The sequence below is a fragment of the Micromonospora sp. WMMA1976 genome, assembly GCF_027497335.1.
In the GTDB taxonomy this organism is placed as follows: Bacteria; Actinomycetota; Actinomycetes; order Mycobacteriales; family Micromonosporaceae; genus Micromonospora; species Micromonospora aurantiaca.
Genome location: NZ_CP114912.1, coordinates 1754354 through 1767106 on the forward strand (window position 1 = coordinate 1754354; position 12753 = coordinate 1767106).

Annotated in this window: 12 protein-coding genes; 6 read left to right on the forward strand and 6 right to left on the reverse strand. The window is 74.2% G+C overall.

The annotated features are described in order from the left end of the window. Positions 1 to 681: a hypothetical protein gene (locus O7546_RS08295; RefSeq protein ID WP_281600695.1), complete on the reverse strand. Its 681-nt coding sequence runs from the start codon at positions 679 to 681 to the stop codon at positions 1 to 3. Beyond that, positions 606 to 1181 (reverse strand): hypothetical protein, encoded by a 576-nt coding sequence (locus O7546_RS08300; RefSeq protein ID WP_281600696.1) that lies wholly within the window; start codon positions 1179 to 1181, stop codon positions 606 to 608. The genes O7546_RS08295 and O7546_RS08300 overlap by 76 nt, the downstream gene beginning before the upstream one ends. A 289-nt stretch (positions 1182 to 1470) precedes the next feature. Between O7546_RS08300 and O7546_RS08305 the strand changes: the two genes are divergently transcribed. From O7546_RS08305 to O7546_RS08320, 4 genes are all read left to right on the forward strand, one after another. After that, positions 1471 to 3039 (forward strand): glycosyltransferase family 4 protein, encoded by a 1569-nt coding sequence (locus O7546_RS08305; RefSeq protein ID WP_194801045.1) that lies wholly within the window; start codon positions 1471 to 1473, stop codon positions 3037 to 3039. Then, the gene (locus tag O7546_RS08310) at positions 3036 to 4604 is read left to right on the forward strand and encodes a glycosyltransferase (RefSeq protein WP_194800897.1); all 1569 of its coding nucleotides are present in this window, start codon (positions 3036 to 3038) and stop codon (positions 4602 to 4604) included. The genes O7546_RS08305 and O7546_RS08310 overlap by 4 nt, the downstream gene beginning before the upstream one ends. Before the next feature lie 3 nt (positions 4605 to 4607). After that, positions 4608 to 5891, forward strand: a complete 1284-nt coding sequence (locus O7546_RS08315) for a nucleotide sugar dehydrogenase (RefSeq protein ID WP_135239225.1) — start codon at positions 4608 to 4610, stop codon at positions 5889 to 5891. A gap of 192 nt (positions 5892 to 6083) precedes the next feature. Beyond that, positions 6084 to 7832, forward strand: coding sequence for a CDP-glycerol glycerophosphotransferase family protein (locus tag O7546_RS08320; protein WP_194800898.1), 1749 nt, complete (start codon positions 6084 to 6086; stop codon positions 7830 to 7832). A 55-nt stretch (positions 7833 to 7887) separates the two neighbouring features. Here the strand turns inward: O7546_RS08320 and O7546_RS08325 are convergent, their stop codons facing one another. Continuing rightward, on the reverse strand, positions 7888 to 8430 hold the full coding sequence (locus tag O7546_RS08325; protein WP_135239227.1) for an acyltransferase: 543 nt from the start codon (positions 8428 to 8430) through the stop codon (positions 7888 to 7890). Between the two features lie 67 nt (positions 8431 to 8497). Further along, positions 8498 to 8836: a DUF952 domain-containing protein gene (locus tag O7546_RS08330; protein ID WP_194800899.1), complete on the reverse strand. Its 339-nt coding sequence runs from the start codon at positions 8834 to 8836 to the stop codon at positions 8498 to 8500. 84 nt (positions 8837 to 8920) lie between these two features. Between O7546_RS08330 and O7546_RS08335 the strand changes: the two genes are divergently transcribed. Beyond that, positions 8921 to 9577: a response regulator transcription factor gene (locus tag O7546_RS08335; RefSeq protein ID WP_013285276.1), complete on the forward strand. Its 657-nt coding sequence runs from the start codon at positions 8921 to 8923 to the stop codon at positions 9575 to 9577. 10 nt (positions 9578 to 9587) lie between these two features. After that, positions 9588 to 10976, forward strand: a complete 1389-nt coding sequence (locus O7546_RS08340) for a HAMP domain-containing sensor histidine kinase (RefSeq protein WP_194800900.1) — start codon at positions 9588 to 9590, stop codon at positions 10974 to 10976. A gap of 6 nt (positions 10977 to 10982) precedes the next feature. On the opposite strand, the gene O7546_RS08345 is transcribed toward O7546_RS08340, so the two are convergent. Then, on the reverse strand, positions 10983 to 11924 hold the full coding sequence (locus O7546_RS08345; protein ID WP_194800901.1) for a TAXI family TRAP transporter solute-binding subunit: 942 nt from the start codon (positions 11922 to 11924) through the stop codon (positions 10983 to 10985). 82 nt (positions 11925 to 12006) lie between these two features. Beyond that, positions 12007 to 12654, reverse strand: a complete 648-nt coding sequence (locus tag O7546_RS08350; RefSeq protein WP_194800902.1) for a hypothetical protein — start codon at positions 12652 to 12654, stop codon at positions 12007 to 12009. Positions 12655 to 12753: the final 99 nt, after the last annotated feature.

Here is a 12753-nt window from a genome sequence, read left to right on the forward strand (position 1 = left end):
TCACGGCGACCGGGTCCAGATGAGCAGCAGGTAGCCACCGAAGTAGGTCGAGAACGCGGTGAGCGCGACCAGCACGGTGACGGCCCGGGCCCGCCCGGCCCGGGCCAGGCCGACGGCGGCCGGCAGCAGCAGCGCGAACGCCGGCACCAGGAACCGCGCCTTGGAGTGGTAGTAGCCCGCCGCGCCGAGCGTGGTGACCAGCATCAGCCCGCTGAACAGCAGCAACTCCCAGGGCTGGCGGTCGATCACGCTGAGCACGAAGAACATCAGCGCCAGCAGCAGCACCAGGCTCACCACGAGCATCTGCGGTGTCGCGGACACCGCCAGCACCTCGCGTCCCCGCCGGAACGTGTCCACGCCGAAGTCGAAGTGGCTGCGCCAGCCGGCGGACTGGATGTGGAACCAGCCGTCCGGCCGCCCGGTCTGGACGCCCACCCAGGCCAGGTAGGCGAGCCAGCCGGCCGGGGCGAGCATCATGGCCACCCACGGGCGCCAGCCGTCCCGGCGCCGGACCACGGCGAGCAGCGCGGCCAGGCCGACCACCGGGATCAGCGACGAGGCGGTGGGCCGGGTCAGACCGGCGAACAGGCAGAGCACGCCCGCGGTCAGCCAGTGCCGACGCAGCAGCGCGTACAGCGTCCACGCGGCCAGCGCGGTGAACAGCGTCTCGCTGTAGGCCATCGACTGCACGACGGCGTGCTGCTCGCCGCCCAGAGCGCGGCGAGCAGCACGCCGGTGCGACGGTCGTGCAGGTACGAGCCGATCGCGTACAGCGCCCAGGCCGCCGCCAGGCCGGCCAGCGCGGCCACCGCGAGCCCCGCGGTACGCGGCCCGAGCGGGGTGACCCGTTCGACCACGCCGATCAGGGCCGGGTAGAGCGGGAAGAACGCCATGTCGCTCTGCACCCGTTCGTACCCGTCGTAGCCCCGCTGGGCGATGGCGAGGTAGTACGTCGCGTCGGACAGCGTCAGCTCGCGCACCGGGGAGAGGTTGAGCGAGCGGGCCCAGACGTAGACGGCCAGGACGCCGACGAGCCGGATCACCGCGTAGACCGCCAGCGCGGGCGCCGCGTCCCGGGCGGCGTCGCGCAGCCGCCGGACGGGACCGGGCCGGGCGCGATCGGCTGTGGCCGGCTCGGTCGCCGGGGCTGGTGCGGGCCGGCGGGGTTCCTCGGTGGTCACCACGTCCATTGTGCGGTCCCGTTCGCGCTGAGCTGGGGTTGGCCGAGGGCCCGCGTGGCGCGGCCGGCGACCCGGCGAACGACCCGGAGCGGGCGCCGGTCGTTGGACAGGGTGGAGGGTAGCAACAGTCACAGCAGGTCGGGGGGCACCGGCGGCGGCGGACGTCCGGGCCCGATCCGCTGTCGTAGACTCGCTCGGGTCCGCGGGCGCGGTGCTGGCGACGACGAAACGGGCAGGAATGGGATCTGACGGCACGACCGCAGCGGCGGGCACCCGGGGACGGGTCGTGATGCTGGTGGACAACGGGGTCATCGGTGACTCCCGGGTGCAGAAGGCGGCCCGCTCCGCCGCCGACGCCGGCTGGGACGTGGTGCTGCTCGGGCGGGCGCCGGTCGGCAGCCCGCAGAGCTGGCGCCTCGGCGCCGCCGAGGTACGCCTCGTGCCGATGCCCGAGCCGCTGGCCCGCCGCCGGCACGAGTTCCGCCGGGCCTGGCTGCGGCACCCGCTCGCCTATCCGCCCAGCGGCATCGCGGCGCACCGTACCCAGGCGGTCAAGGCCTGGCGCGCGGACCTGGCGGTCCGCCGGGCGGCGCTCACCGTCGCGGCCCGCGAGTCCGGCGCGGGCCGGCCGGGCGGGCTGCCCTGGGCCGCGCTGCGTGCCGAGGAGAAGCTGTCCGGCCTGACCCGCAAGTGGGTCGGGTTCCGCAACCGTCAGCTCACCCGGGCCCGCAAGGGCCGCAAGCTGGACGGCCCCTGGGACCGCGCGTACACCATGTTCTGGCGCGGGCTGCGCGGCGACGGCGCGTGGCGGCGCCTGGAACCGGGCCTGTGGGACTACGAACTGGCCTACGGCCCGGTGGTCGACGAGCTGGCGCCGGACCTGATCCACGCCAACGACTTCCGGATGCTCGGCGTCGGCGCCCGCGCGAAGGTCCGGGCCGCCGCGAAGGGCCGCCGGATCGCCCTGCTCTGGGACGCCCACGAATATCTTCCCGGTGTGCAGCCGTGGCGCGACAACGCCCGCTGGCTACCAGGCAACGTGGCGCACGAGCGGGAGTACGTGCCGTACGCCGACGCCACCATGACCGTCTCCGGTGGCCTGGCCGACCTGCTGCGCACCGAGCACGGGCTGGCCGAACGGCCGGCGGTCGTGCTGAACGCCCCGGCGGTGGCGGAGCTGCCGGCCGACCCGGCCGAGCCGGTGCCGGACATCCGCGCCCGCTGCGGGCTCGGACCGGACGAGCCGCTGCTCGTCTACAGCGGGGTGGCCGCCGCCAAGCGCGGCCTCGGCGTGATGGTCGAGGCACTGCCGCGGCTGCCCGGCGCGCACGTCGCGTTCGTGGTCAACAAGCCCGACTCGGCGTACGTCAGGGGCCTCGTCACCCGGGCCGGTGAGCTGGGCGTGGCGGACCGGCTGCACGTGCTGCCGTACGTGCCGCACCACCAGGTCGTCCGGTTCCTCAGCGGCGCACAGGTCGGCGTCATCCCGATCCAGCACTGGCCGAACCACGAGATCGCGCTGATCACCAAGTTCTTCGAGTATTCACACGCCGGTCTGCCGCTGGTCGTGTCCGACGTGCGCACCATGGCCGAGACTGTCCGGGAGACCGGTCAGGGCGAGGTGTTCCGCGCCGAGGACGTGGCCGACTTCGTCCGCGCGGTCACCGCGGTGCTCGCGGACCCGCAGCGGTACCGCGCCGCGTACGACCGGCCGGGCCTGCTGGCCGGCTGGACCTGGGAGGCGCAGGCGCGGGTGCTCGACGAGGTCTACTCCCGGCTGCTGCCGGACGCACCGCCCCGGCCGGCGCCGGCGGCGCACGCACCGGTGCAGCCGGCGCAGGTGGAGGTGGGGGCGTGAGCGGGCCGGACGTGACAGTGGTGGTCGCCGTCTACAACACCATGCCGTACCTGACCGCCTGCCTGGACTCGCTGGTCGGGCAGACCATCGGCCTGGACCGGCTGGAGGTCGTCGCCGTGGACGACGGCTCCACCGACGGCAGCGGCGCCGAACTGGACCGCTACGCCAAGCGGTACCCGGGCACGGTCCGGGTGCTGCACCAGGCCAACTCCGGCGGTCCGGCGGCGCCGAGCAACGTGGCGCTCGACCACGCCCGCGGCCGGTACGTCTTCTTCATCGGCTCGGACGACCACCTCGGTCCGGAGGCGCTGGAGCGCCTGGTCGACGCCGCCGACCGGTGGGACTCCGACGTGGTGCTCGGCCGGATGGTCGGCACCAACAAGCGCTACGTGCACCAGGCCGTGTACGCCACCACCCAGGAGCGGCTCGACCTGTTCGGCAGCGACCTGCCCTGGTCGTTGTCGAACACCAAGCTGTTCCGCCGGGACCTGATCGAGCGGCACGGCCTGCGGTACCGCACCGACATGCCGATGGGCAGCGACCAGCCGTTCACGCTGGAGGCGTGCTTCCGGGCGAAGAAGGTGTCGGTCCTCGGCGACTACGAGTACTACTACGCGGTCAAGCGGGACAACGCCCAGAACATCACGTACGCCAGCCGGTTCGAGGAGCGGCTGCGCTGCGCCGAGGAACTCGTCGGTTTCGTCGCCGGGCTGATCGAGCCCGGCCCGCGGCGGGACGCGGTGCTGGTGCGTCACTTCACCTGGGAGGTGGCGAAGCTGCTCCGCGCGGAGTTCCTCGCCCTCTCCCCGGACGTGCAGCGGCAGGTCCACGACCGGATCCGCAAGCTCGCCGAGGCGTACCTGACCGACGGGGTGACCGCCCGGATGGCACCCGAGGAGCGGCTGCGGGTCGCGGTGGCGCGGGACGGCGACCTCGACGCGCTGCGCACGATCGTCGGCCAGCACGCCGACCGGTCGCTGCCCGAGGTGATCATCGAGGGTGACCGCTGGTACGCCGCCCAGGTCGGCTTCCGCGACCCGGCGTTCGGCTACCCGGACGACTGGTACGACGTCACCGACCGGGCCGCCGCGATACTGGCCAAGCTGACCGCGACCGGGCTGGCCTGGGGACGCGACGCCGCCGGGGCCCGGGCCCTGGTGGTCACCGCGCGCAGCCGCTGGGCCGAGCTGGCCGAGCTGAACGCGGAGGCGCTGCGGGTCAGCGTGGGCGATCTGACGGGTGTCACGTCGGTCGAGGCGTCCGGCCCCGGTACCGTCGTACGGACGGACTTCGCGGTGGACCGGTTGCTGGCGGTCGTCGCGGGGACAGGTGAGCGTCGTATCGTACGCGCCGAGGTCTCCGCCCTGGGCGGGACGGGCTCGGCGCCGTTGCGCACCGAACGCCCTGTCGCCGCACCCCGGCTGGTGGCCCGGCGCGGTGTCCGCTGGCACCTCGTCACGCCCACCACGAACCACAAGGGCCAGGTGATCGTCGCGATCACGCCGGTGACCCCCGGTCGGTTCCTTGCCCGCCTGCGCCGAATCTGGCCCTCTGGAGGAAAGTAGTTCATGAACATCTGCGTCGTCGCGCTCGGCAAGATCGGTCTGCCGCTGGCCGTGCAGTTCGCGTCCAAGGGGCACCGGGTGATCGGCGCCGACGTCTCCGAGCGGGTCGTCCAGCTGGTCAACGACGGTGCCGTGCCCTTCCCGGGTGAGGCCGACCTGGACGTCAAGCTCAAGGAGGCGGTGGCCGCCGGCCTGCTGTCGGCCACCACCGACACCGCCACCGCGGTCGCCGAGTCGGAGGCGGTCGTCGTGGTCGTGCCGCTGTTCGTGGACGCCGAGGGCGTGCCGGACTTCGGCTGGATGGACGACGCCACCCGGGCCATCGCCCGTGGGCTGAAGCCGGGCACGCTGGTCAGCTACGAGACCACGCTGCCGGTCGGCACCACCCGTAACCGGTGGGCGTCGATGCTCGCCGAGGGTTCCGGCCTGACCGCCGGCACCGACTTCCACCTGGTGTTCAGCCCGGAGCGGGTGCTCACCGGCCGGGTCTTCGCCGACCTGCGCCGCTACCCGAAGCTGGTCGGCGGCATCGACGAGGCGTCGGCCGCGCACGGCGTGCGGTTCTACGAGGCGGTGCTCGACTTCGACGAGCGCCCCGATCTGGACCGGCCCAACGGCGTGTGGGACCTCGGCTCGGCCGAGGCGTCCGAGCTGGCCAAGCTCGCCGAGACGACCTACCGGGACGTGAACATCGGCCTGGCGAACCAGTTCGCCCGCTTCGCCGACACCGTCGGCGTGGACGTCACCAAGGTCATCGAGGCGTGCAACACGCAGCCGTACAGCCACATCCACTCGCCGGGTATCGCGGTCGGCGGCCACTGCATCCCGATCTACCCGCGGATGTACCTGTGGAACGACCCGGCCGCCACAGTGGTCCGCTCGGCGCGTGAGGCCAACGCGGCCATGCCGGAGTACGCGGTCGACCTGCTCGCCGCCGCGTACGGCGACCTGACCGGGGTGGGCGTGCTGGTGCTGGGCGCCGCCTACCGGGGTGGCGTGAAGGAGACCGCGTTCTCCGGCGTCTTCCCGACCGTGGAGGCGCTGCGCCGCCGGGGCGCGGTGCCGTACGTCTCGGACCCGATGTACACGAACGAGGAACTGGTCGCGCACGGCCTGCCCGGGTACGACGGCGAGCCGGTCGGCGCCGCGGTGATCCAGGCCGACCACGCGGAGTACCGCACCCTCGCCCCGGCCGACCTGCCGGGCGTGACGGTGCTTGTCGACGGCCGCCGGGTCACCGACCCGGCGCGCTGGACCGGCGTGCGCCGGGTGGTCATCGGGGGCTGACCCCAGCGCTTTCGTCGGGCCCCGGCCGTTCTCGGACGGCCGGGGCCCGTCGCATGCCGTCATCGTCATGACGCCGTCCGCAGTTCACCTGCCGGACACCCCGGCAATACTTGTGTCATGTGATCCGTTTAGGGTCGCAGCCGTCGGAGATCGACTCGGACCGACATCGGCGGGGCAGACAGGGAGCGTTCGTTGTTGAGCAGAGTACGCAGCCAGCAGGGTCTCGCCGCGGTCGGCGCGACGCTTCTCGGCTACGCGGTCATGGTCCTCGCCGGAGTCCTCGGCCTGGTGGTCCCGTACGCGGTGGCCGCCGTGGTCGCCGTCGCCGGTGAGCTGGCCCTGGCCGGGCGGCACACCGGGACCGCCACGCTGCTGGACAAGGCCGGTCTCGGCACGACCTTCCGGCGGCTGGTGCGGGACCTGTCGGTAGCCCTGCTGGTGGTCGCCGCGGTGCGTCCCGGCGTGGCGGGCACCGTCGCCGTCCTACTGCTGCCCGCCGCGCTGTGGACGGTAGCCGTCGCCACCGGCGCGGTGACCAAGGTGATCGACGGCAGGGTCGACCCGCCGGCGTACACCCGCAACATCGACCTCGGCGCGCTGCGGCGGGTGCCGGTGCCGCCGGCCTGGGCGCGGCGGCTGGCCGGGCTGCAGATGCCGCTGCTGAACGTGCTGCTGGTGCCTGCCGCGGTGGTGGCCGCCGCGCTCGACCGGGTCGCCCCGGTGGTGGTCACCGGCCTGGTCACGCTCGCCGCCGGCCTGGTCACCGCCGCGGTGCTGGCGCTCACCGCGCTGCGCGGCCGGGGCAGGGCCCCGGGTGTGCTGCCCGCCGTGCACGACTGGATGGCCCGGGAGCGGCCCGAGGTGGCGCTCTACTTCGCCGGCCCGGCCAAGGACGTCTACCAGGCCAACATGTGGCTCGCGCCGGTGGAGGCGACCGGCCGCCGCGCCGTCGTGCTGCTGCGCGCCGCGGACGCGTTCGGGCAGCTCGCCGACACCCGGCTGCCGGTGATCTGCGTGCCGGCCGGCGTGGACTTCATGAACCTGGACCTGAGTTCGCTGCGCGTGGCGCTGTACGCCGCCAACGTCGGCGCCAACATCCACCTGCTGCGGGAGCCGGGCGTCAAGCACGTCTTCGTGGGTCACGGCGACAGCGACAAGCAGGCGAGCGTGAACCCGTACAGCAAGGTGTACGACGAGGTCTGGGTGGCCGGGCCGGCCGGGCGGGAACGGTACGCCCGCGCCGACGTCGGCGTGCTGGACCGCGACATCGTGGAGATCGGCCGGCCGCAGCTCGCCGGGGTGCACACGTTCGGTTCCGGGGCCGCCGACCACCGGTTCACCGTGCTGTACGCGCCGACCTGGGAGGGCTGGCTCGACGACGACCCGTACCACACCTCGCTCGTGCTGATGGGGGAGCGGATCGTGTCCGGCCTGCTCGCCGCCGGGGACGTCCGGGTGATCTACAAGCCGCACCCGCTGACCGGCACGCGCTCGCCCAAGGCCCGTGCTGTGCACGAGCGGATCGTGGCCCGGATCAAGGCGGCCGGCGGCGAGACCGACGCGTCCTCGCTGGACAGCGCCGCGCACCTCGTGGTCACCGGCCGCACCCCGGGGCTGTTCGACTGCTTCAACGTCACCGACCTGCTGGTCAGCGACGTGTCCAGCGTGGTCTCCGACTTCGTGCAGAGCGAGCGCCCGTACGTGGTGGCCAATCCGGCCGGCCTGCCCGAGGACGAGTTCCGGCGGCAGTTCCCGACCGCGCGGGCGGCGTACCTGCTCTCGGCGGACTGCGGCGAGCTGGCGAAGATCCTCGACGTGACCCGGACCGGCGACGACCCGATGACCGGGGCGCGGCGGGAGCTGAAGGAGTACCTGCTCGGACCGGCCGGGTCGAACCCGATGGACCGGTTCCGGGACGAGATCGGCCGGCTCTGCGGCTGAGGCGTACCGGTGACAGGGGCGACGACCGCGCCGGTCGTCGCCCCTGTCCGTCCGGTCAGCCCTGCTGCGGCGGGTTGTCGACGTCGCGGGAGATGACCTCGCCCTTGGCGTCCACCCAGCCCTTCGGGCGGGCCGGGTTGCCGGCCACCAGCTGGTACGGCTTGACGTCGCGGGTCACCACCGAACCGGCGGCGATCATCGCGTACTCGCCGACCTCGATGCCGCACACGAGCGTGGCGTTCGCGCCGATCGACGCGCCCCGGCGGACCAGCGTCGGGGTGATCGTCCAGTCCGGATTCTGGGCGCGCGGGCGGAAGTCGTTCGTGAACACCGCGCACGGGCCCACGAACACCTCGTCCTCGATGGTCACGCCCTGGTAGACCGAGACATTGTTCTGGATCTTCACCAGGTCGCCGACGGTGACGCCCGCGTCGACGTAGACGTTGCGGCCGATCACGCAGCCGGCGCCGACCTGGGCGCTGGACCGGATGTGCGCCAGGTGCCAGACCTTGGTGCCGTCGCCGACCTGGGCGCCGGACTCCACGTCGGCCGTCGGGTGGACGAAGACGGAGGCGGACCGGTCGTTGCTGTCAGTCATCTCAACTCGCATCACATGCCAGGGCGCGTCGCGCCGTCGGGCGGGCTCGACGCAGCATAACGAGCGCTCACCCGAGCAGTTCGGCCACCGCGTCGGCGGCCGGACGGTCGGCCGGCAGCGGGTGCGTGGCCACCACGGCGTCCACCGGCAACGCCGCGTACAGGTGCGGGAACAGCGCGCCGCCACGGGACTCCTCCCAGCGCAGCGCGTCACCGAGCCGGGCCTCGTCGACCGCGAGCAGGGTCAGGCCGGTGACCCCGGCGAAGAACCTGCGCGCGGTCTCCACCACCTGGTCGGCGGCGGAGAGGTGGACGTAGCCGTCCTGGCGGTCCATCGCGGTGCCGGCGAACCGCCCGTCCGCCCGCGCCTGCGCCCACTCGTCGTCGGAGAGAATCTTGTAGATCACGGCAGCAGCCTAGAGCGGCCTCGCGTCCCGGCGGCGCGTCTGCCACCATTCCCAGGGCAACACGTCGACTCGAGGGAGGAACGGGTGCGGATCCTCCTGGTCGAGGACGACCGCCGGGTCGCCGCCGCGCTGTCGTCCGCGCTGACCCGGCGCGGCTACCAGGTGGAACACGCCGCGACGGTGGCGGCCGCGCTCTCCGCCGCCCCCTGCGACCTGGTGCTGCTCGACCTGGGGCTGCCCGACGGCGACGGCACCGACCTGTGCCGCGAGCTGCGGCGGCGCAGCAGCCGGCTCGGCATCATCGCGGTGACCGCGCGCGGCGAGGAACGCGACCGGGTGCTGGGGCTGCGGCTGGGCGCCGACGACTACGTGGTGAAGCCGTTCTCGATGGTGGAGTTGCAGGCGCGGATCGAGGCGGTGCTGCGCCGGGCCGCGCACACCGCGCCGCAGCGCAACCTGATCGAGGCCGGTACGGTCCGCATCGACGTGGGCGGCCGGACCGTGACGGTGGCCGGCCGGGACGTCTCGCTCACCCGCAAGGAGTTCGACATCCTGCTGTCCCTGGCCCGCCAGCCCGGGGTGGCGGTGCCGCGCGAGCGGATCCTGCTCGACGTGTGGGGCACCACCTGGGCCGACCGGCACACCGTGGAGGTGCACGTCGGGTCGCTGCGCGGCAAGCTCGGCGACCCGACGCTGGTGGAGACCGTACGCGGGGTCGGCTACCGGCTCCGCGAGGCGTGAGGGCCGGGTCGTGCGCCGCCGGCTGGTGATCAGCTACCTGCTGCTGATGGTGCTGGTCCTGATCGCCCTGGAGACACCGCTGGCGGCCACGCTCGCGACCCGGGAGACCGACCGGGTCCGCGCCGACCGTCTCGCCGACGCCACCCGCTTCGCCTCGCTGGCCGGGCCCGCGTTGCGGGGCGGCAGCCCCGGCCCGCTGGACGGGGAACTGGCCGCCTACGACGCGCTCTACGGCATCGGCGCGGCAGTGGTGGACCGGGACCGCCGTACCGTGGTGGCCTCGTCCGGGTGGGAGCCGGGCGCGGGCACCGGCCCGGCGCTCGACACCGCGCTGTCCGGGCAGCAGTTCAGCGGCCCGGAGTCGGTCTGGCCCTGGGTCGGCGGCCCGGTGGTGACGGCGGTGCCGATCAACGACGGCGGCGAGGTGCTCGGCGCCGTGGTCACGACCAGCCCGGCGGACGGTGTGCGCCGCACGGTCACCGTGTGGTGGCTGCTGCTGGCGGGCATCGGGCTGCTGGCGGTGCTGGCCTGCGTCTCGACCGCGTTCGGGCTGGCCGGCTGGGTGCTGCGCCCGGTCACCGAGCTGGACGCGGTGACCCACGAGATCGCCGAGGGCCGCCGCGCCGCGCGGGTCCGCGCCGGACTCGGGCCGCCCGAGCTGCGCCGGCTGGCGACCAGCTTCAACGACATGGCCGACGCGGTGTCCGACGTGATGGACCGGCAACGCGCCTTCGTCGCGCACGCCAGCCACCAGCTGCGCAACCCGCTCACCGCGCTGCGGCTGCGGGTGGAGGAACTGGGCCCCAGCCTCACCGACCCGGACGGGCGCGCCGAGCACCGGCTCGCGCTGGAGGAGACCGACCGGCTCGCCACGGTGCTCGACGCGCTGCTCACGCTGGCCCGCGCCGAGCGGGAGGAGAACCAGCGGGTCACTGTGGACGCCACCGCCACCGCCGCCTCCCGGGTGACGGCCTGGCTGCCGCTGGCCCGGCACCGGGAGGTCACGCTCCGCCTCGACGCCGAGGACGCGCCGGCGTACGCCCGGACCGTGCCGACCGCCATCGACCAGGCGCTGGACGCCCTGATCGACAACGCGGTGAAGTTCAGCGGCACCGGGGGAGAGGTGACGGTGACCGTACGCGCCGTCGGCGGCGGGACGGTGCTGACCGTCAGCGACACCGGTCCGGGCATGACCGCCAGTCAGCTCGACCAGGCCACCGAGCGGTTCTGGCGGGCGCCGGACGCGCAGAACGTGGACGGCGTGGGCCTCGGGCTGACCATCGCGGCGGTGCTCGTCGACGCCTCCGACGGCCGGCTCACCATGCGCCAGGGCGAGCCCCGGGGCCTGGTCGCCGAGCTGTGGTTCCCGGCGCCCGCCGACGCGCCGGTCCGGTGCTGACCCACGTCAGGGCTTCGCGGCGCGATACCACTGCGCCGCGCCCGGATGCAGCGGCAGCGGAGTGGTGACGATCGCCGACCGGGGACTCATCCGTCCCGCCGCCGGGTGCGCTGCGGCCAGTTCCTGCCGGCGGTCCATCAGCAGGCGGGTCACCTCCCGCACCAGCGCGGCGGGCAGGTCGGCGCGGACGATCAGGTAGTTCGGGTTCGCCACGGTGCTGACCGGGTCGGCCCGGTACACCGAGCGCGGCACGTCCCGGGTCACGTAGACCTGCCCGTACGCCCGGCGCAGCGGCTCGGTCCAGTCGCCGAGGTCCACGATCCGCAGCGAGGTTCGCTGGGCCAGCTCGGCGACGCCGCGTACGGGTAGCCCGCCGGAGAAGAAGAACGCGTCGATCCGCCCGTCCCGCAGGGCCGCCACCGAGTCGTCCAGCCCCAGGTGCTCCTGGCGGACCCGGTTGCCGCCGAGCTGGGCCACCTCCAGCAGGCGGCTGGCGGTGATCTCGGTGCCGGAGCCGTCGGCGCCCACCGACACCCGCCGGCCGCGCAGGTCGCCGAGGGTGCGGATCGGCCCGCCGGCGCGGGTGACCAGGTGCAGCAGGTCGTCGTAGACCCGGGCCACGGCGAGCACCGACGGATGTTCGGGCTCGCGCGGCGGCAACACGTCGGCCTGGGTGAAGCCCAGCTCCGCCTCCCCGGCGCCGACCAGCCGGACGTTCTGCGCCGACGCGGCGGTGACCACCACCTCGGCCCGTACGCCGGGTACCTCCCGGTTGAGCAGGGACGCCAGCGACTGGCCGAAGGCGTGGTAGACGGCGGTCGGGCTGCCGGTGGCGATGCGGATCCGGGTCGGCTCGGACGGCTCGTCCCGGCATCCGGCCAGCCCGGCGACGAGCAGCAGCACCAGCACGAGCGGGGCGGCGGCGCGCACAGGCCAGTGTCGGCTCACGGGCTGCACTCTGCGCCGTGCACCCGTCACGGCGCAAGCCCGCACGGTGGGGGCACCGCCGCGCGAGCCCGCACGGGGCCGGTCAGCTCGCCGGGGCCAGCTCCGCGCTCTCGGTGATCCGCTGCCGGTGCTCGCCGTTCGGTACCACCACCAGGAAGCAGCCCGAGCCCGGCCGCAGTGCCGCCGGCACGTCCAGCAGCGCCGCGCCGCGTACCAGCACCGCCGCCAGGTCCCGGTCGGCGAGCCGGATGCCGAGGCAGTGCCGGCGGACGTGCCGGCCACCGGCGAGCAGCGCGGCCCGCCAGGCCGCCGCGGCCAGCCGGGGCCGCCACAGCCGCCGCGGCGCCGATGCGCCGGGGAACGGCCCGCCGAGCAGCTCCCGGCGTCCCTGCCGCCAGCCCGCGGCCAGCAGATTCGCGTACGCCGCCCGGTGCGGCGGCGGCACCGACAACCGGTGCAGCTCGTAGCGGCGGCGCAGGCCACCGGTGGTCAGCTCGTGCTCCACCGGCACGTCCAGGCGTCCCAGCAGCTGCCGCATCCGCTGCGCCGCGTCCTCGCGGTTGAACTCGGCGATCCCGCCCCGGTGCGGTCCGGAGTCGAGACGGCGGACGTCGGCGGCCGGCGGCGGAGTGCAGCGCACCATGCAGGCGACCTCGAAGGCGTCGGTCAGGGTCAGCCAGTCCAGTGGCGGCGGCGACGGGCGCGGGCGGTCGAGCAGCGTGGTGAGCATCGGCGCGGCTCCTCGGTCAGAGTCGGGGTACCTCTACCGTCGCTGCCGAGCGCCGGACCGGGAACCGATGCGCCCCAGCCTTGAGCAAAATTTGCGGGA